Origin of the sequence: Streptomyces ardesiacus (assembly GCF_003112575.1) — a bacterium.
GTDB classification, from domain to species: domain Bacteria; phylum Actinomycetota; class Actinomycetes; order Streptomycetales; family Streptomycetaceae; genus Streptomyces; species Streptomyces ardesiacus.
This window is the reverse complement of sequence record NZ_BEWC01000001.1, coordinates 1,019,661-1,038,781: the sequence shown is the minus strand read 5'-3', so window position 1 is coordinate 1,038,781 and position 19,121 is coordinate 1,019,661. Positions and strand designations below refer to the sequence as shown.

Here is a 19,121-nt window from a genome sequence, read left to right as displayed (position 1 = left end):
GCTATACGAAGGGAAGTTCCATCATGAACTCCACCCCCCAGGTCGAGACCGTCGAGATCTCCGACGCCGACCTCGACAACGTCTCCGGCGGCCTGAACGTGAACGCCGTCGGCACCGTCACCGGCCTGGTGGACGGCGTCGCCCCGGTCTCGGGCCTGCTCAACACCGCCGTCGGCACCGTCGAGGGTGTCACCGGCCTGAACACGGCCCCGGTCACCAACCTGGTCGCCGGTCTCTGATCGCGCCTTGTGTCGCTGAGTCCCGGAGCCCGCCAGGCTCCGGGACTCTTCGGCCGTTGTCGTTCTTCGGCCGTTCTCCTCGAGCCCGGGACACGTCAGCCGTGCAGTTCCGCCAACAGGCCCTCTCCAAACTCCAGTCGCCGGACGAGCTCGATCTCCCGGTGCGTTTCGCCCGTCCCCAGGGCTGGCTGGTGCTGTCCGTGACCGTGGTCGCCATGGCCGCCGCGTCCGTGTGGGCCGTGAGCGGCTCGGTGACCTCCACGGTCGACGCCCCTGCCGTCCTCACCCACGGGCAGGGCAGCTACCTCCTGCAGAGTCCCGTCTCGGGCCAGGTCACCGCGGTCCTGGCGCGGCCGGGACAGCGGCTGGCCGCCGACGCCCCGGTACTGAAGGTCCGCACGTCCGAGGGCGAGAGCGTGGTCCGCACGGTCGACGCGGGCCGGGTCAGCGCGCTCGCGGCCACCGTCGGGCAGATCATCCGGACCGGCGCGAACGTCGCCGCCGTCGAGAAGGTCGCCCACGCCGACGACCCCCTCTACGCCACCGTCTACGTCCCGGCCGAGAACGCCGCCGCCATCCCCGCCCACGCCTCCGTCGACCTGACCGTGCAGTCGGTGCCGGCCCAGCGGTACGGCGTCCTGCACGGCGAGGTGAAGTCCGTGGACCGCTCGGCCCAGTCGGCGCAGACGATCGGCGCCTTCCTCGGGGACGACACGCTCGGCGAGCAGTTCGCCAAGGACGGCAGGCCCGTCGCCGTCACCGTGCGGCTGGAGACCTCGGCGTCCACGAAGAGCGGCTACGCGTGGTCCTCCGCCGAGGGGCCGCCGTTCGGGCTCACCTCCATGACCCTGGCCTCCGGCTCGATCCGGCTGGCCGACCAGCGTCCCGTCGATTGGCTGCTGCCGTGAGCACCGCACAGGAGACCCGGGAGACCCGCGGCCGGCGCCGTGCCGCCCCGCCGAGGCGCGGCGTGCCCAAGAGCCGCGCGAAGACCGTCCGTACGCCCACCGTGCTCCAGATGGAGGCCGTGGAGTGCGGCGCGGCCTCCCTCGCGATGGTGCTCGGGCACTACGGCCGCCATGTCCCGCTGGAGGAGCTGCGGATCGCCTGCGGGGTCTCCCGCGACGGTTCGCGCGCCAGCAACCTGCTGAAGGCGGCCCGGAGTTACGGGCTCACCGCCAAGGGCATGCAGATGGACCTGGCCGCGCTCGCCGAGGTGGCGGCACCGGCGATCCTGTTCTGGGAGTTCAACCACTACGTCGTCTACGACGGCATGGGCCGCCGGTTCGGACGGCGCGGGGTGTTCGTCAACGACCCGGGCAAGGGACGCCGTTTCGTGTCCCTGGAGGAGTTCGACGGCAGCTTCACCGGTGTCGTCCTGACCATGGAGCCCGGCGAGGACTTCACCCGCGGCGGTCGCCGGCCCGGTGTGCTCGGCGCGATGCCGGCCCGGCTGCGCGGCACCGCCGGCACGCTGCCCGCCGCCCTGCTGGCGAGCCTGCTCCTGGTGGCGGTCGGGGCGGCGGTGCCCGCGCTGAGCCGTACCTACATCGACATGTTCCTGATCGGGGGGCAGACCTCGCTGCTCGGCGTGCTGTTCGCGTCGATGGGTGCCTGTGTGCTGCTCACCGTGGTGCTGACCTGGCTCCAGCAGGCCAACCTGCTGCACGGCCGCATCATCTCCTCGACCCTCTCCAGCGCCCGGTTCCTGCGGCACCTGCTGCGGCTGCCGGTGACCTTCTTCTCCCAGCGCAGCCCCGCCGACCTCGTGCAGCGGCTGCAGTCCAACGACGCCGTCGCCGAGACGCTGGCCCGCGACCTCGCCGCGGCGGGCGTGGACGCGATCGTGGTCGTCCTGTACGCCGTGCTGCTGTACACCTACGACCCCCAGCTCACCTTCGTCGGCATCGGGGTGGCGCTGCTCAACATCGTCGCGATGCGGGTCGTGATCCGGCTGCGCGCGACCCGTACGGCGAAGCTGCGGGCGGACACGGCGCGGCTGACCAACACCGCGTACACCGGTCTGCAGCTGATCGAGACGATGAAGGCGACCGGTGGCGAGGACGGCTACTTCCGCAAGTGGGCCGGGCAGCACGCGACCACCCTGGAGGAGCAGCAGCGGCTCGGGGTGCCGAGCGCCTGGCTGGGCGTGGTCGCGCCCACGCTGGCGACGCTGAACAGCGCGCTGATCCTGTGGATCGGCGGCATGCGCGCGGTCGAGGGCCACATCTCGGTCGGCCTGCTGGTCGCCTTCCAGGCGCTGGTGGTCCGCTTCACGGCCCCGCTGACCCGGCTGAACGGCGTCGCGGGCCGCATCCAGGACTTCGCGGCCGACGTGGCGCGGCTGAAGGACGTGGAGAACTTCCGCGCCGACCCGCTCTACGACCGTCCCGGCGGCACCGGTTCGACGCGCCGGCTGCACGGGCACGTCGAGCTGCAGAACGTCTCCTTCGGCTACAACCCGCTCGACAAGCCGCTGCTGAGCGGTTTCGACCTGACCGTCGGCCCCGGGCAGCAGGTGGCCCTGGTGGGCGGTTCGGGCAGCGGCAAGTCGACGGTGTCGCGGCTGATCTCGGGCCTGTACGCGCCGTGGGACGGGGTGATCCGCGTGGACGGGCAGCGGCTCGACGACATCCCGCGCGGGGCGCTGGCGTCCTCCGTGTCCTTCGTCGACCAGGACGTGTTCCTGTTCGAGGGCTCGGTGCGCGACAACGTGGCGCTGTGGGACCCCTCGATCCCCGACGACGCCGTGGTGGAGGCGCTCAAGGACGCCGCGCTGTACGACGTGGTGACGCGCAGGCCGGGCGGCATCCACAGCCCGGTCGAGCAGGACGGCCGCAACTTCTCCGGCGGGCAGCGCCAGCGTCTGGAGATCGCGCGGGCGCTGGTGCGCCGGCCCAGCATCCTGGTCCTGGACGAGGTGACCAGCGCCCTGGACGCGGAGACCGAGCTGGTGGTCATGGACAACCTGCGCCGGCGCGGCTGCGCCTGCGTGGTGATCGCGCACCGGCTGAGCACCGTGCGGGACAGCGACGAGATCGTCGTCCTGGAGCACGGCACGGTCGTGGAGCGCGGGCGGCACGCGGAGCTGGTGGCACACGGTGGCGCGTACGCCGCGCTGGTCGGGGAGCGCTGAGGTGACGACCGTGCGGGAAGAACACGGCGACCTGGTCCTCGGGGCGCTGGGCGCGCTGGGCACGCGCGTCGACTGCGCCGGGTCCAGCCGGCTCGACCTGGAGGGGCCGCAGGTGCTGTGGCTCGTGGTCTCCGGCGCGGTGGACCTGTTCGCCGTCGACGCCGCGGAGCAGGGCCACTGGCACCACCTGGGGCGTCTGGAGGCGGGCTCGGCGCTGCTGGGTCCGGTCGCGGGACCGCGGCACACGCTGGTGGCGCGTCCGCTGCGGGACTGCGTCGTGCACCGCATCGGGCTGCGCGAGCTGTACCAGCAGGCGCCCACCCAGACGTGGTCGTACGACGCGTACGGCAATCCGCAGTACGTGCCGCCGGCGACGAGCCCGCTGGAGTACGCCCTGGCCCTCGGCGTGGGCCGGGGTCTGACCGTCCTCTTCCAGGCGCCGATGGCCGGCGAGCGGGCCGGCGCCCCCACCGACGACGACGTGTTCTGGATCCAGGTGCCGCCGGGCAGCGTGCAGTACGGGGCGGTGTACGGCGAGGAGGCGTCCGCCGACCTGCTGATGGACCCGGCGCTGTGGCAGGGCGTGGTCGACCAGCAGTACCGGCTGCTGACCACCCTGGACCGCTGGATCGAGCAGCTCGAACGGACCCATGAGACGCGGACCGCGGCCGGCATCGAGGCCGGTGAGGCGGTGCGCGCGCAGGCGGACCGGACGCTGCTGGCCTCCCTCGGCAGGCGGAAGGCGCGGCGCACCACGGCCGCCGACGCGGACGCGACGTACGCGGCCTGCCGCCTGGTCGCCCGCGCGGCCGGGATCCCGCTCGCGGAGCCGGCCCGCGACCGTACGGAGAGCGACCGGCTCGACCCGGTGGAGCGGATCGCGCTGGCCTCGCGCGTGCGGACCAGGTCGGTGCGGCTGGAGGAGCGCTGGTGGCGGGACGATGTGGGGCCGCTGGTCGGGCACCGCACCCTGTCGGGGGCGCCGGTGGCGTTGCTGTGGCGGCGCGGCGGCTATGTGGCCGTGCATCCGGCGACCGGTCGTGAGACGCCGGTGGAGAAGGCGAACGCCGGGGAGTTCGAGCCGCGGGCGGTGATGTTCTACCGGCCGCTGCCCGAACGCCGGCTCGGTCCGCTGCGGCTGCTGCGGTTCTGTCTGGCGGGCACGCGCCGGGACCTGGCCGGTCTGCTGCTCGCCGGTCTGGTGACGGTGGGTCTCGGCGCGCTGGTGCCGGTCGCGACGGGAAAGGTGCTCGGCGAGTTCGTGCCGAAGGCGCAGACGGGGCTGATCGTGCAGGTGTGTCTCGCGGTGATGCTGAGCGGCGTCGTCGCGGCGGCCTTCATGCTGCTGCAGAACCTCACCATCCTGCGTCTGGAGGGCCGGATCGAGGCGACGCTGCAGCCCGCCGTGTGGGACCGGCTGCTGCGGCTGCCGACGAGGTTCTTCACCGAACGCTCCACCGGCGAACTGGCCAGCGCCGCCATGGGCGTCAGCGCGATCCGCCGTCTCCTCGCGGGGGTCGGCCCGACGGTGGCCCAGTCGGTGACCGTGGGGGCGGTGAACCTGGCGCTGCTGCTCTGGTTCAGCGTGCCGATGGCGCTGGCGGCGATCGGCATGCTGGTGGTCGTCGCCGGGGTGTTCCTGGGGCTCGGGCTGTGGCAGGTGCGCTGGCAGCGGCGGCTGGTCAAGCTCACCAACAAGCTGAACAACCAGGCGTTCCAGACCTTGCGCGGGCTGCCCAAGCTGCGGGTGGCGGCGGCCGAGAACTACGCCTACGCCGCGTGGGCGGAGCGGTTCGCGCACAGCCGTGAGCTGCAGCGGCGGGCGGGGCGGATCAAGAACCTGAACGCGGTGCTGGGCGCGGTGTACCTGCCGCTGTGCACGCTGCTGATGTTCATGCTGCTCGCCGGCCCGGCGCGCGGTTCGATGTCGGCGGCGGAGTTCCTCACCTTCAACGCCTCGGTGACGATGCTGCTGACCTCGGTCACCCAGGTGACCGGCGCGTTCGTGTCGGGGGTGGCTGCGCTGCCGCTGTTCGAGGAGATCAGGCCGGTGCTGGAGGCGACGCCGGAGGTGCGGACGGCGAGCACCCGGCCGGGGCCGCTGTCGGGGGCGGTCGAGGCGCGCCGGCTGTCGTTCCGGTACACCGACGACGGTCCGCTGGTCCTGGACGACGTCTCCTTCGAGGCGCGTCCGGGCGAGTTCGTCGCGGTCGTCGGCCCCAGCGGCTGCGGCAAGTCGACGCTGCTGCGGCTGCTGATCGGCTTCGACCGGCCGTTGTCGGGCAGCGTCCTGTACGACGGCCAGGACCTGGCCGCGCTGGACCAGTCGGCGGTGCGCCGGCAGTGCGGGGTGGTGCTCCAGCACGCGCAGCCGTTCACGGGGTCGATCCTGGACGTCATCTGCGGCACCGAGCCGTACACGCCCGAGGAGGCCATGGCGGCGGCCGAGATGGCGGGGCTCGCGGAGGACATCAGGCGGATGCCGATGGGCCTGCACACCATCGTGTCGGGCAGCGGCGCGGTCTCCGGGGGCCAGCGGCAGCGGCTGATGATCGCGCAGGCGCTGATCCGCCGCCCGCGCATCCTCTTCTTCGACGAGGCGACCAGCGCCCTGGACAACGCGACGCAGCGCACGGTGATCGAGTCGACCAAGGCGCTCAACGCCACCCGCGTCGTGATCGCGCACCGGCTGTCCACGGTGCTGGACGCCGACCGTGTGATCGTGATGGAGGACGGCAGGGTCGCCCAGCAGGGGCCGCCGGCCGAGCTGCTCGCCGACACGGGAGGCCGGCTGCACGAGCTGGTGCGGCGCCAGCTGGCCTGACCGGCGCTCGAACGGGTACCTGTTGCCCTCATGCGGATCAGCGTGGTGGACGTGGGGTCGAACACGGTCCGGCTCATGGTGGCGGACGCCGAGGGCGGGGTCCCGCTGCCGGTGCACACCGCCAAGTGGCGGCTGCGGCTGTCGGAACAGGTCCGGCCGGGCGGCCCGGTCCCGGAGGAGGCCGTGGAGCGGCTCGTCGAGGCGGTCGCCGACGCGAGCCGGACCGCGGAGCGGTGGGGCGCGCCGGGGCCGCCGGCCTTCGCGACCGCCGTGGTGCGCGCCGCGCCGAACCGGTGCGAGGTGCTGCGCACCGTCCACGCCCGCACCGGTGTGCCGCTGTGCACGCTGCCGGGCGAGGTGGAGGCGGAGCTGACGTTCCTCGGGGCCCGGCGCTGGATGGGCTGGCGGTCCGGGCCGCTCGCGCTGCTCGACATAGGCGGCGGCTCCCTGGAGGTCGCGTTCGGGCGCGGCCGGCTGCCCGGCTTCGTGGCCTCGCTGCCCCTGGGAGCGGCCCGGCTGACCCACGAGTTCCTGGCGGGCGGCCGGGACCCGGCGTCGCGGGACCAGATCAGGGCACTGCGCCGCAGGGTCCGCCACCAACTGCGGGACGTGGCGGCGCGGATCCGCTGGGAGGGGCCGCGGACCGCCGTGGCCACCTCGCGGACCTTCCAGCAGCTCGGGCGGCTGTGCGGTGCCCCGCCCGGGCGCCACGGGCCGTTCACGGAGCGCCGGATGCGCCGCCGCGACCTCGGGGAGGCGGTGGGCCGGCTCGCCGCCCTGCCCGCCGCCGAACGGGCCCGGCTGCCCGGCATCTCCGCGCCGCGCTCGGCGCAGAGTCTGGCCGGCGCCGTCGTGGGGCACACGGCGATGAAGCTGACCGGTCTGGAGTCGGTGACGCTCTGCCCCTGGGCGATCCGGGAGGGGGTCCTGCTGCGCCACATCGAGGACGGCCCGTCCTGGTGGGCCGACGTGGTCCGGCGCAGCGACGAGGCCGCGGTGCGGGCGCCGGTGCCGCTGCGCCTGGCGTCCGCGTCGAACTGAACGTCCCACTGAACCGACCCGGCGTACGCACCGTACGCCACGAGCGAGAAGGAGGACTTCGTGTCCCGGAACGGCGAGCACGACGACAAGAAGCCCGAGACCGCGGTCGAGGAGGTCCTGCGCGAGATCGAGGAGGCCAGGCCCCGCGACGCGGAGTCCGACCAGGGCGCACACCGGGGCGAGGCGGGCGACGCCACCTCCCCCAACACCGGCGCCCAGCGGGACGCCGAGGGCGAGTGAGACACCGCTTCGCGCGACCGGGGGTGCCGCGGCGGCGTCCGGGTACTCGCGGCGCATGGAGTACGACCGTGAAGGACCACCGCTGCCGACGCCCCGGGGACCGCTCTCCGGGGCCGTCGGCGCCCGTCTGCGCGGGACGGGCCCGCTGCCGGACCCCGAGGCCGTCGCCGCCGCATCGGCGTACGGCGACGACCTGCAGCTCGCGCTGTACCAGTGCTACGAGCTGCACTACCGCGGCTTCGCGGGCGTCTCGCCCGGACTGGAGTGGGACCCGGACCTGCTGAGGGTGCGGGCCGCACTGGAGCGGCGGTTCCTGGAGGCCCTGCGGGCCGGCACCCCGGTCCACGAGAGCGTGGCGGACGCGGTCGGCGCGCTGCTCGTCGAACCCGTGCACGGCGAGGGCGTGAGCCACTTCCTGCGCGACGAGGGAGAGCTCTGGCACCTGCGCGAGTACGCGGCCCAGCGCTCCCTGTACCACCTCAAGGAGGCCGACCCGCACGCCTGGGTGCTGCCGCGGCTGTGGGGCCGCTCGAAGGCGGCGATGGCGGCGGTGGAGTTCGACGAGTACGGCGGCGGCCGTGCCGACCGCGTGCACGCCCGTCTGTTCGCCGACCTGATGACGGACCTGGGCCTGGACACGACGTACGGGGCCCATCTCGACGCGGCCTCGGCCGCCTGCCTGGCGACGGTGAACATGATGTCCCTGTTCGGCCTGCACCGGTCGCTGCGCGGCGCGCTGGTGGGGCACTTCGCGGCGGTGGAGATCACGTCGTCGCCCGGTTCCCGGCGGCTCGCCGAGGCGATGCGCCGCACCGGTGCCGGACCGGCCGCCGAGCATTTCTACGACGAGCACGTGGAGGCCGACGCCGTGCACGAGCAGATCGTGCGGCACGAGGTGATCGACGGTCTGCTGGAGCAGGAGCCGCACCTGGCGGCGGACGTCGTCTTCGGCATCGACGCCACCGGCCACCTCGAGGACCGTTTCGGCGCCGAGCTGCTGGCCCACTGGCGGGCGGGGCGGTCCTCGCTGCGCACGCCGCTGCCGGCCGCACCGCGCGTGCCTGCGGAAACCTCCCATACTTCGTGACGGCCGGGGTACTTGGGGTCCGTGAATTTCACGGTGCTTCCGGGCGTCTACGCCCCACAGGATGACACCGCCCTGCTGGCCGGGGCGCTGTCCGACGAGTCGCTCCCGCCGGGCGCGGCGGTGCTCGACGTGGGCACCGGCACGGGCGCCCTCGCCCTGGCCGCGGCGCTGCGCGGCGGCCGGGTGACCGCGGTGGACGTGTCCTGGCGCGCGGTGTGCGCCGCGCGGCTCAACGCGGCCCGGGCCGGGGTGCGCATCCGCGTCCGCCACGGCAACCTCTTCACGCCCGTACGCGGTGAGTCGTTCGACCTGGTGCTGGCCAACCCGCCGTACGTGCCGGCGCCCGCCGGCGGCCGCCGGCCGCGGGGTGCCGCCCGGGCCTGGGACGCGGGCCACGACGGCCGCATGGTCCTGGACCGGATCTGCCGACAGGCGCCCGGGCTGCTGCGCCCCGGCGGGGTGCTGCTGCTCGTGCAGTCCGCGCTCAGCGACCCCGCGCGCACCGAGGCGCTGCTGCGTGAGGCGGGGCTGAAGGCCGCGGTCACCCGGCGGCGGCGGATCGCGTTCGGTCCCGTGGTGCGCGGCCGGGAGCGCTGGCTGCGGCAGCGCGGTCTGCTGTCCGTGGCCGAGTACGAGGAGGAGCTGGTGGTGGTCCGTGCCGAACTCCCCGTCTGAGCCGCCCCGCCCGCCCGCCGCGCCCCGCCGGATCAAGGTGCAGCGCCGGGGCCCGCTGCTGGTGGAGGGCCCGGTGGAGGTGGAACTGGAGGACGGCACGACGGTGTCCTCCGACCGCTTCCGGGTGGCGCTGTGCACGTGCCGTCGCAGCCGGCGCTTCCCCTGGTGCGACACGAGCCACCGGGCCCGGTCGGCGGGGCCCGGCGACGGGCCGGCCACGAAGGACTGACGCGGCCCGGGTTCCCGGTACCGGAGGACGGCGGACGGCCCCACTCCGTCCGCCGTCCCCGGTGCGGGCCCGCGGGACCGGTGCGGCGGCGCTCGCACTCCCCAGCGGCGAGCAGCCGGTCATGCCGCACGGTCCCGGCGGGCCCGGTCCCTCAGAACGTGAAGACGCTCGTACTGGCCGCGTTCTTCACGCACTCGTTGGCGAAGGTGCGTTCGTAGGAGAGGCGCGGGCCCTGCCAGACCCCGTCGACGGTGACGACCACGGGGGCGTACTCCCGGGTGCACGTCACCGGCTCGTCGGCGCTCAGGGCGCCCGGGTCGCCGTGTGCGGCGCGCAGTTCGGCGCAGGCCGCGGCGGGCGCCGGGTGGCTGCCGGAGGCGGTCGGGGCGCAGGTCAGGGTGACCGCGCGCAGGGGCGCGGTGGTGGCAGCGCTCTCTCCGCGCCCCACGGTCAGCACCAGGGCCGAGGGGGCGTGGAGCGACGCGGGGGCGGTGGCCGGGGAGGCGAGGGAGGCCCCGGCGAGGGGCCCGCAGACGGCGGTGGCCGTCAGGCCCAGAGTCGCTGCCCGGCGCGCGGTGTTCCGCATCGTGTGCATCCTTCCGCTCGTGTCGAGGGTGGTGCCGGCCCGGCCCGGTGGGTGCCGGGGCGGCGAGCGCGAGTCTGCCGAGTCCGGCGCCGAAACTCATCTCGACCCCACGGGTTTCGGTAACCTTGCGTATTGAATCAGTGGCGTGAAGTAACGGAGTTGGAACGTTCCAAGTCCGGAACAGGGCACTTCTTGATCGAATACGGGGTCCGGAACAGGCCGAATGGCGTGATCCACGCCTTCGCCAATAGGCCTGAAACATCCCTGGAACAGCCCCGCCGCCCCGGCGTCCGCCCCCGGCATACCGACGGGTATGGTGCCGGCAGCGCGAGCTCGACGACGAGAGGCGGACGTGGGATGCCGAAGCACTGGGCGGACTTCCAGTACGAGATCTACCTGAACGGCATGACGGGCGCGGTGCCGCGGCTGCCCACCGATCTGACCCGACTGGAGGAACTGACCGAACGGCGCCTGGCCCCCGGCCCCTTCGGGTACGTCGCGGGCAGCGCGGGCGACGGCAGCACCGCCCGCGCCAACCGGGCGGCGCTGGACAGGCGCCGGATCGTGCCGCGCATGCTCCGCGACGTGCACGAGCGGGACCTGAGCGTCGAGGTGCTGGGCCGCGCCCTGCCCGCCCCGCTGGCGCTGGCCCCGGTCGGCGTCCTGTCGATCATGCATCCGGACGCGGAGCCGGCCGCCGCCCGGGCCGCGGCCGCGCAGGGCGTTCCGTACATCCTGTCCTCCGCCTCCAGCACGCCCATGGAGCAGGTCGCCGAGGCGATGGGCGACGCCGAGCGCTGGTTCCAGCTGTACTGGCCCAAGGACCGTGAGGTGGCGCGCAGTTTCCTGGACCGGGCCGGGGCGGCCGGGTACACGGCGCTGTTCGTCACGCTGGACACGCCCCTGCTGTCCTGGCGCCCGCGTGACCTGGACCAGGCGTACCTGCCCTTCCTGCACGGGGTGGGCACCGCCAACTACTTCTCGGACCCGGCCTTCCGGGCGGGTCTGGCCAAGCCGGTGCACGAGGATCCCGACGCGGCGGTGATGCATTTCGTCGGCATGTTCTCCGACCCCGCCAAGTCGTGGCCCGACCTGGCGTTCCTGCGGGAGAACTGGGACGGTCCGATCGTCCTCAAGGGCGTCCTGCACCCGGACGACGCACGGCTCGCCGCCGACGCCGGGATGGACGGCGTGGTCGTCTCCAACCACGGAGGCCGCCAGGTGGCCGGCTCCCTCGCCGCGGCCGACGCGCTGCCGCGCGTGGTGGAGGCGGCCGGCGACCGGCTCACCGTGCTGTTCGACAGCGGTGTGCGCACCGGCGACGACGTCTTCAAGGCCCTCGCCCTCGGCGCGCGGGCGGTACTCCTGGGCCGCCCCTACGTCTACGGGCTCGGCCTGGACGGGCAGGCGGGCGTCGAGCACGTGATCCGCTGCCTGCTCGCCGAACTCGACCTCACGCTGGCCCTGTCCGGTCACGCCTCACCGGCCACGCCGGGCCCCGCCGACCTCGTCGAGGGCCCGGTGTGAGGGGACGGCGGCGCCGTCCCCTCACACCCCACCGGGAGACTGCGGTCTCCTCAGCCGCCGGACAGGTCCACGGCCCGCGCGTCGGGGGCGTCGGTGCGCCCGATCGTCGGGGAGTCCTCCGCCGCCGGTACCGGTTCGGTGCGCCAGTGCTGGTCGTCGGAGCCGTCGTGCACCTTGACGACGACGTCGGCGTCCGGGGCGCGGGTGGTGGCGGCGAGCGCGAGCAGTCTCTGCCCGCGCGGCACCAACTCCCCCTGCGCGGTGAGGTCGTAGCGCACGTCGTCGCTCCGCTCGGCGCCCCGGTCGACGCAGGTGCCGAGGACGACGACTCCGGCGTCCGCCCGCGAGTCCAGGCACAGTCCCGGGTCGGCGACACTGCGCAGCAGCCCGTCCTCCTCGTGGGTCCACTGCTGGGTCCACGCCTCGGAGCACTTCGCCAGCCGGGCACCCGCTCCGGCTTTGGGCTCGCCCCGCACGTCGAGGCACAGGTGGGCGGCGACGTTGCGCAGCCGCGTGCGGTCCGGGGACGTGGGCATCCCGGCCGCGCCGGGCGGTTTCGGGCGGCTCGTCGCGGACGTCTGCCCCTTGCCGTCGACGGCGCTGGTGGAGGCGGCGGGATCGGCGCTCCCGCCGTCGTAGGACCACACGCTCACCACCAGCACGACGGCCAGCACACCGGCCGAGGCCGCGCCGAACTGCCTGAGCGGCGACCGGCCCGAGCGCGGCCCGCCCGACGGCCTGCGCACGGTCACGGGCAGCGGGATGCGGCCCAGCAGCCCGGGGCGTGACCCGCGGTGCCGGGCGGTGCCCCCGGCCGGCCCGCCCCGCGTCGCACGCGCCGGCCGGGAGTCGAGGTAGCGCCGGGCACCCCAGCCGAGCACCGCTTCGGCGATCAGCGTGCCCAGCGTCCGCTCGAAGTGGCCGAGCTGCTCGGCGGCGTGCCGGCAGTGCCGGCAGTCCGCCAGGTGCTTGCGGACGTCCGGCAGCAGGGCGCCGCCCCGGCGGATCGGGACGTCGAGCAGCCGGCTCTGGAAGCGGCACTCCGGACTCGGCGCGAGCTGCCTGTGGGCGTGCAGACAAGCCTCGCGGAATTTCTCCCGCGCTTGTTCCAGGGTGGCCGACGCGGTGTCGGTATCCATGCCGAGCAGACCGGCCGGCACACTTATGGACTCCCCTTCAACCTCCGTGTGCCACAGCAAACAACGGGCCGGTCCGGGAAGTGAGGCGAATGCCCGCGCGGCCAGCGTGCGGTTTTCCGGAGTCAGGGACTTCGCCGCCCGCATACCGCGCCCGCCGGCGGGTTTGAGCAACTGCGGCAGGACGCCGGACGTCGCCTCGTCCCCGGACCACTGCCGGACCGTGTCCCGCACGGCCACCAGCAGGCGCGGGCGCAGCGCGGTGGCCGGTTCGCCCTGGGCGAGACGGGCCAGCACCCGGTGCCAGGCGGCGGCGGTGACCATGCCGGCGACCTCGTCCGACGTGGCCAGGCACAGGGTGGCGTAGTCGTGCGCGGGCCGCCAGTGACGAGCCATCAGCAGCGCGGCGCTGCGGCCCGCCTCGCTCTGGGGACCGTCCCGCAGCCGAGCGGCCAGCAACTCGTCGGACTCCCCGGGGCCCCCGCCGGAAGGCGGGTGGACGGGCCGGGGAGGGTGGGGGGTGGGCACTGAGATCTTTCCTTCCCACGCGCAGGCGGCTCAGACGTTCGGATGCCGGAAAGGACCCACGGATTGGTGTGTACCTCTCGGGCATGGCGCGGAAGGCGTGAATTCGCCATGGCGAAATCGGACCCGGCCCGTCAAAGCGCGTGCGAGACCCGGCCTTTACCCCCCGCACGGGTGCTTCACTCTCGCACAAACCCTCATGGCCAACAAGGCGACCGGGCAACCCGGGCCGCCTTTGAAAGAAGGTCAGAATCCCCGGCATGCCGAGAGGGCCGCACCGCTTTGCGTTTTTCCTCGACGGATGCGGTGCGGCCCTCGGCCGGGCGGGGGGGGGCTTGCGGTCAGCCCTGGTCCGCCACGAAGGAGGCCATCCGGGCCAGTGCCGCGTTCCAGTTGATGGTGTGCTCGTTGGTCGACCAGGACTGGATGTCGTCGATGAAGCAGAACTGGCCGACGCAGCCCTGGAGTTTACTCTGCGCGTAGGGGTCCTGGATGCTCGAGTTCGGGCCGCCGGACAGGGTTCCGTCGGGCGGCGCCGGCAGCGCCGGGTCGAGCTGGTGGGCGTACCAGCGGCTGTGCTGCTGGTGCGCGTTGACCTCGCCGTATCCGGTGACGTACGACATGTTGAGGGCGTTGCGGCCGAGGATGTAGTCCATGCTCTGCACGGCGCCGTCACGGTAGGTGGCGCCGCCGGTGATGTCGTAGGCGGAGGCGAGCACGACCGCGTTGTTCAGGACCTGGTGGCTGGAACCCCAGTCGTACACGTTGCCCTCGGGGGCGTAGGGCATGCCGTACGGGTGGGCCTTGAGCGTGGCCAGGTAGCCGTCGGCGCCCCGGACGACGGAGCGGCGGACCCGGTCCCGGCCGGGGAGCCTGCTGGGCACGGTGGCCAGGTCGAGCCGGGCCGCGGCGGCGGTGCGCGCCCAGTCGAAGCCGGTCGGCCCGAAGATGTCGGCGGTGTGGACCGGGGAGTTCAGCACGTACTCCTCGAAGTCCCGCTCCCCCGTGGTGAGATACAGCTCGGCTGCGGCCCAGTAGAACTCGTCGGCCACCTCCCCGTCGGGGTAGGCACCGCCGCCGATGCCGTCGCTCTCGTCGGCGAGCAGGCCGGGGTGGGCGAGCGCCGCCCGCCAGGCGGTGCGGGCCGCGTCCAGCGCCCTTGCGGCGAACTGGCGGTCGTAGGGCCGGTACAGGCGGGCGGCCTGCGCGGCCGTGGCCGCCAGGTTGAGGGTCGCCGCGGTGGTCGGCGGGTGCAGCTCGCGCTTTTGCGGGTCGTCGCTCGGCAGCAGCGGCAGCCCGGTCCACTGCTCGTCGTGGATCTTGTGGTGCGCCATTCCGGCCAGCGGCTGTCCCTGCGGCACCTGCATCTTCAGCAGGAACTCCAGCTCCCAGCGGGCCTCGTCGAGGATGTCCGGCACCTTGTTGCCGCTCTCGGGGATGGCGAGCGACCCGTCGCCGAGCTTCGCGGGTTCCCCGGTGCGGGCGTGCAGCGAGCGCTCGTAGGTGCTCAGCAGCTCCCAGGCCGAGATGCCGCCGTTGACCACGTACTTGCCGTGGTCGCCGGCGTCGTACCAGCCCCCGGAGACGTCGAGCGTGTAGTCGCACACGCCGGGTTGGCAGGGCACCTCGGTGTCGCCCTGGTTGGGGGCCGTGCCGACGTGCCCGGCGGGGCGGCCGTAGCCCGGCCGGAGTCCGTCGCTGATGGCGGTGCCGCTGCGCTGTGTGTAGTAGTACTTCGCCGAGTCCAGGCGCAGCCGCTCGTAGGCGGCCGTGCCGATGTCGAAGGGGCGGCTGGTCTCGGCGTCGGCGACGAGCGTGTAGCCCTCGCCCCGCTTCTTGTAGCGGCCGAAGTCGATCGAGTGGACGTTCTGCCCGGAGGAGGCGTCGACGCCGCGCGGCACGCTCCAGCCGTGGGCGACGACCCGTCCGGCGTCGTTCTTCAGCTGCCAGCGCAGCCGGGAGGTCGCGTCGGTGACGAGGGTGGCGTTCTTCGGCCCCGCCGGCAGGTAGCCGACCTGGTTGACCCGCACCCGCGGCCCGGTGTCCGGCACGTACGGCTCGGGCGCCACGCCGCCCAGCAGGGACACGTCGTCCACGCAGAACCGCCAGGCGTCGGGCGTACCGCCGAGCTGGAAGCCGACCTGTCCCTGCGCGGTGTCGACGGGCGAGGTGAAGGTGTACGAGTAGGTGTTGCCGGAGACGCTGAGCTGCGGGCTGACCTCGAAGTAGGTGTCGTACGGGGACACCGAGAGGCCGACGATCGCGCGGACCACGTGGTCGGCGGGCGTGCCGGTGGCGGTGAAGGAGAACCTGTACGACTCCCCCGCGACCAGGGTGACGTCGTTCTGGCCGAGGGCGGCGTCCCAGCGGTTGGCGGTGCCGCCGGGGGCGTCGGCGCACAGCCGGCCGTCGGTCACGGCCGCGGTGACGTTGCTGCTCGCCCACCAGGAGTCGGTGCCGTTGTCGAAGGTGCCGTTCCTGACCTGCTCGGTCTCCTCGGCGCCGGCCGGGGCGGCGGGCAGCGCGATGACGGCCGTCGCCAGCAGGGCCGTCAGGGAGACGAGCGCGGTTCTGCGTCTTTTCACGTCCGGGCTCCTCGGGGAGGTGGCGCCCCACGGGAATGGGAGCGCTCCCAAATGCGGTCGCGAGCCATGCTTGTGGCAGACATGACATGCCGTCAACGGTCCGGACGGGACCGGTTTCCCGGGCCGGTCCCGTCCGGAGCGTGGTGGGGCGGCTCAGGCGGCGGGCGCCTCCAGGCGGCTGACGCGGACCGCTCCCCGGGCCTCGCCGGGGTGGCGGCTGGTGAGGGTGAGGCGGACGCGGGAGCCGCGCAGCCGCTCGAAGGTGACGACCGTGGGCGCGTCGGAGGCGGTGGCCCAGTCGGTCCGGACCCTCTTCGCCGTGCGCCAGGCACGGCCGTCCCAGACGGCGACCTCGACGGACGCGGGCAGGCTGTGGCCCTCGTCCACGGTGAAGGAGACCTCGACCCGGTCGTAGGTGCGCGTGCGTCCGTGGTCGACGGAGATCCAGTCCTCGGCACGGGCGCCCTCGAAGGCGGGCAGCAGGGCGGTGGCGTCCTTGTGGAAGGCGTTGGACCAGCCGGTGGCCGGGTCGCCGTCGAGCACGGCGGCGGGCAGGGTGTCGGGCCGCCCGGAATAGCCGGCGTCCGCGTGCGGGTGGTCCACGGGCGCCGGGTGCTCGGGGCGGAAGACCGGGGCCGGTGTGGTCGCCCGGTCCGTGGCCTGCCGGGCCCGGACGGCCGCCGTGCCGGTGCGCAGCCCCTCCGCGCGGGCCGTCACCCGTAGCGTGCCCGGCCGGGTGCCGGACCGGACGATCGCGAGCGCCTTGCCGTGGAAGGCGGTGCGGGTGCTCGCCTGGTAGCGCTCGGCGCTCTCCTGGCGGCCGTTGTCGAGTCCGGCGAGCGAGCCGCCCGCGACGTCGAAGGAGATCAGGTGCTCGGCGTCGGGCACCACCACCCCGTGCCGGTCGACCACCTCGGCGGTCACGAAGACCAGGGCGCGGCCGTCCGCGTCGACGCTCCCCCGGTCCGGGGTGAGGCGCAGGGCGTGCGGGGTCCCGGCGGTGCGCAGGACGTCGGTGGCGACCGCCTTGCCGTCCCGCCGGGCGACGGCCTTCAGCTCGCCCGCCTCGAAGGGCACCTTCCAGGTCAGGTGGAGCTTGCCCGCGCTGCCGTTGGGGCTGGTGTAACTGCCGGGGTAGGGCCCGTCGGTGAAGGTCTTGTCGTCGCCGGTCGCCTCGGTGGTCTCCAGGTAGCTCCGGCCGTCGGCGGTCTGCTTCCGGTCGAAGCGGCGGGTGCCGAGCGACGTCCCGTTCAGGTACAGCTCGACGGTGTCGACGTTGGCGTAGGCCCAGACCTCGACGGTGTCGCCCTCACGGTGGTTCCAGGTCGCCGGCAGCAGGTGGACCATCGGCTCGTCCGTCCACTGGCTGCGGAAGAGGTGGTACATGTCCTTGGGGAACCCGGCCGTGTCGACCGCGCCGAAGAACGAGGCCTTCACCGGGAAGACGTCGTACGGCGTGGGCTCCCCGAGGTAGTCGATGCCGGACCACAGGAACTGCCCGGCGAACCACTTGCGGTCGCGGTCCTTCTTGTGGCCGTACTCGCCGCTCATCGTCCAGGAGGCGAGGTTGTTGTCGTAGGAGGAGGTGGCCCGACCGCCCGGCGTGTGGTTCTCACCGGTGTTCAGGTGCTCGGGCTCCTGGTAGGTGCCGCGCGTGGAGGTCTCGGAGGACGACTCGGACTCGAAGAGGAACAGGTGCGGATAGGCCGCGTGCAGGTCGTCCACCGACTTGGCGGTGTTGTAGTTGAGGCCGAGCCCGTCCAGCCTGGCCAGCATCAGGTCGGCCGCCGAGCCCTTGGCGGGCAGCCGGCGGTACTTGTCGGAGCCGATGACCAGCGGGCGGGTGGCGTCGGCGGCGCGGACGGCGTCGATGATCCGGTCGGCCATGGCGAGTCCGGCGGTGGCGGTGGAGTCGGGGATCTCGTTGCCGATGGACCACATGACGACGGCGGGCGAGTTGCGGGCCGCGAGCACCATCTCGGTGGCGTCCTTCTCGCACCACTCGTCGAAGAACCGGCCGTAGTCGTAGCGGTTCTTGCCGGTGCGCCAGCAGTCGAAGGCCTCGACCAGCATGACGATGCCCAGTTCCTCGCAGACCTCGATCATCTCGGGCGAGGGCGGGTTGTGCGCGGTGCGAAGGGCGTTGACTCCCATCGACTTCATGAGCGTCATCTGGCGGCGGATCGCGTCGACGCTGACGGCGGCGCCGAGCGCGCCGAGGTCGTGGTGCAGGTCGACGCCCTTGATCTTGGCGTACTCGCCGTTGAGGTGGAAGCCCTCCTCCGGGTCGACGTGGAAGGTGCGGATGCCGAAGGGCGTGCGGTACGTGTCGACGGTGCGCCCGCCGACGCGCAGTTCGGTGTGCAGGGTGTAGCGGTGCGGGCTCGCGAAGTCCCACAGCCGCGGGCGCCGGACGGTGAGTTCGTGGGTCCCGGCCGCCGCGTCGGCGACGTCCACCGTGGAGGCGGCGCGGGCCACGGTGTGTCCGTCGGCGTCCTTCACGGTCGAGCGGACCTCCACCTCGCACGCGGTGCCCGAGGCGTTGACCACCGACGTCTCCACCCGGACGACGGCGCTGTCCTCGCCGACCCGGGGCGTGGTGATGTACGTGCCCCAGCGCCGTACGTGCACCGGCTCGGTGACGACGAGGCGGGCCTCGCGGTAGATGCCGCTGCCCGAGTACCAGCGGCTGCTGGGCAGTCGGTTGCGCACCTGGACCGCGAGGACGTTCTCGGTGCGGCCGTCGGTGTGCACCAGGTCGGTGAGGTCGAGGGCGAAACCGGTGTAGCCGTAGGGGTGGTGACCCACCTCCCGGCCGTTGCAGTGGACGCGGGCGTCCATGTAGACGCCGTCGAACTCCACCGATATCCGCTTCCCCGCGCACTCGCGCGGCAGCGTGAAGGCGAGGCGGTACCAGCCGAGGCCGCCCGGCAGGAAGCCGGTGCCGCTGGTGGTGCCGTGCTCGGTGGTGGGCGTCTGCTCGATGCTCCAGTCGTGCGGGACGGCGACCTCGCGCCAGGCCGAGTCGTCGTGGGCGGGATCGGCGGCGTCCGCGGCGTCCTCGGCCGCCCCGTCGGGGTCGACCAGCCGGAAGCGCCAGCCGTCGCGCAGGGCGACCGTGCCGCGGCCCGCGGAGCCGCCGGTCGCGTCGGCGGCCCACGCCGACGGGGCGGCGAACGCCATTCCGGCCGCCGGGGTGGCGGCGGAGGCGATCAGGACCGATCTACGCGTGACCGTCATGGCGGGTCTCCCTCATCTTTCCCTCACCGGGACTCATCAGGCCAGGCCTCA

General features: G+C 73.6%; 14 protein-coding genes. 10 read left to right on the top strand and 4 right to left on the bottom strand.

Annotation, left to right across the window (positions count from 1 at the left end):
- Positions 1-23 precede the first annotated feature (23 nt).
- From Sdi02f_RS04405 to Sdi02f_RS04365, 9 genes are all read left to right on the top strand, one after another.
- Positions 24-239, top strand: coding sequence for a hypothetical protein (locus Sdi02f_RS04405; protein ID WP_030399642.1), 216 nt, complete (start codon positions 24-26; stop codon positions 237-239).
- 101 nt (positions 240-340) lie between these two features.
- The gene (locus Sdi02f_RS04400; RefSeq protein ID WP_031085300.1) at positions 341-1,147 is read left to right on the top strand and encodes an HlyD family efflux transporter periplasmic adaptor subunit; all 807 of its coding nucleotides are present in this window, start codon (positions 341-343) and stop codon (positions 1,145-1,147) included.
- Positions 1,144-3,375: an NHLP family bacteriocin export ABC transporter peptidase/permease/ATPase subunit gene (locus tag Sdi02f_RS04395; RefSeq protein ID WP_030399640.1), complete on the top strand. Its 2,232-nt coding sequence runs from the start codon at positions 1,144-1,146 to the stop codon at positions 3,373-3,375. The genes Sdi02f_RS04400 and Sdi02f_RS04395 overlap by 4 nt, the downstream gene beginning before the upstream one ends.
- Position 3,376: 1 nt before the next feature.
- A complete protein-coding gene (locus Sdi02f_RS04390) occupies positions 3,377-6,199 on the top strand; it encodes an NHLP bacteriocin export ABC transporter permease/ATPase subunit (RefSeq protein WP_108932710.1) in 2,823 nt (940 codons plus the stop codon).
- A gap of 30 nt (positions 6,200-6,229) precedes the next feature.
- Positions 6,230-7,240 carry a Ppx/GppA family phosphatase gene (locus Sdi02f_RS04385; RefSeq protein WP_108932709.1) on the top strand — a complete coding sequence of 337 codons (1,011 nt, stop codon included), beginning with the start codon at positions 6,230-6,232 and terminating at the stop codon, positions 7,238-7,240.
- Positions 7,241-7,300: 60 nt separating this feature from the next.
- A complete protein-coding gene (locus tag Sdi02f_RS04380; protein WP_055468500.1) occupies positions 7,301-7,480 on the top strand; it encodes a hypothetical protein in 180 nt (59 codons plus the stop codon).
- Between the two features lie 55 nt (positions 7,481-7,535).
- On the top strand, positions 7,536-8,567 hold the full coding sequence (locus Sdi02f_RS04375) for an iron-containing redox enzyme family protein (RefSeq protein ID WP_055468501.1): 1,032 nt from the start codon (positions 7,536-7,538) through the stop codon (positions 8,565-8,567).
- 12 nt (positions 8,568-8,579) lie between these two features.
- Entirely contained in the window at positions 8,580-9,242 is a 663-nt protein-coding gene (locus Sdi02f_RS04370; protein WP_030399635.1) for a HemK2/MTQ2 family protein methyltransferase, read from the top strand.
- Positions 9,223-9,471 carry a CDGSH iron-sulfur domain-containing protein gene (locus tag Sdi02f_RS04365; RefSeq protein WP_030399634.1) on the top strand — a complete coding sequence of 83 codons (249 nt, stop codon included), beginning with the start codon at positions 9,223-9,225 and terminating at the stop codon, positions 9,469-9,471. The genes Sdi02f_RS04370 and Sdi02f_RS04365 overlap by 20 nt, the downstream gene beginning before the upstream one ends.
- Before the next feature lie 151 nt (positions 9,472-9,622).
- Here Sdi02f_RS04365 and Sdi02f_RS04360 read toward each other — a convergent pair whose 3' ends face one another.
- Positions 9,623-10,057 carry a protease inhibitor gene (locus tag Sdi02f_RS04360; RefSeq protein WP_108932923.1) on the bottom strand — a complete coding sequence of 145 codons (435 nt, stop codon included), beginning with the start codon at positions 10,055-10,057 and terminating at the stop codon, positions 9,623-9,625.
- Positions 10,058-10,414: 357 nt separating this feature from the next.
- Here Sdi02f_RS04360 and Sdi02f_RS04355 point away from each other — a divergent pair, with 357 nt between their 5' ends.
- Positions 10,415-11,584, top strand: coding sequence for a lactate 2-monooxygenase (locus Sdi02f_RS04355; protein ID WP_108932708.1), 1,170 nt, complete (start codon positions 10,415-10,417; stop codon positions 11,582-11,584).
- Between the two features lie 50 nt (positions 11,585-11,634).
- On the opposite strand, the gene Sdi02f_RS04350 is transcribed toward Sdi02f_RS04355, so the two are convergent.
- From Sdi02f_RS04350 to Sdi02f_RS04340, 3 genes are all read right to left on the bottom strand, one after another.
- Positions 11,635-13,248: an RICIN domain-containing protein gene (locus Sdi02f_RS04350; protein WP_030399631.1), complete on the bottom strand. Its 1,614-nt coding sequence runs from the start codon at positions 13,246-13,248 to the stop codon at positions 11,635-11,637.
- A 338-nt stretch (positions 13,249-13,586) separates the two neighbouring features.
- On the bottom strand, positions 13,587-15,830 hold the full coding sequence (locus Sdi02f_RS04345) for a cellulase (protein ID WP_108932707.1): 2,244 nt from the start codon (positions 15,828-15,830) through the stop codon (positions 13,587-13,589).
- A gap of 153 nt (positions 15,831-15,983) precedes the next feature.
- Positions 15,984-19,070: a glycoside hydrolase family 2 TIM barrel-domain containing protein gene (locus tag Sdi02f_RS04340; protein WP_108932706.1), complete on the bottom strand. Its 3,087-nt coding sequence runs from the start codon at positions 19,068-19,070 to the stop codon at positions 15,984-15,986.
- Between the last annotated feature and the right edge of the window lie 51 nt (positions 19,071-19,121).

Bases quoted from the DNA above. Each gene is read 5' to 3' on its own strand.
- Sdi02f_RS04405 (WP_030399642.1), top strand. From the start codon at position 24: ATGAACTCCACCCCCCAGGTCGAGACCGTCGAGATCTCCGACGCCGAC.
- Sdi02f_RS04385 (WP_108932709.1), top strand. From the start codon at position 6,230: ATGCGGATCAGCGTGGTGGACGTGGGGTCGAACACGGTCCGGCTCATG.
- Sdi02f_RS04375 (WP_055468501.1), top strand. From the start codon at position 7,536: ATGGAGTACGACCGTGAAGGACCACCGCTGCCGACGCCCCGGGGACCG.
- Sdi02f_RS04360 (WP_108932923.1), bottom strand. From the start codon at position 10,057: ATGCGGAACACCGCGCGCCGGGCAGCGACTCTGGGCCTGACGGCCACC.
- Sdi02f_RS04355 (WP_108932708.1), top strand. From the start codon at position 10,415: ATGCCGAAGCACTGGGCGGACTTCCAGTACGAGATCTACCTGAACGGC.
- Sdi02f_RS04340 (WP_108932706.1), bottom strand. From the start codon at position 19,070: ATGACGGTCACGCGTAGATCGGTCCTGATCGCCTCCGCCGCCACCCCG.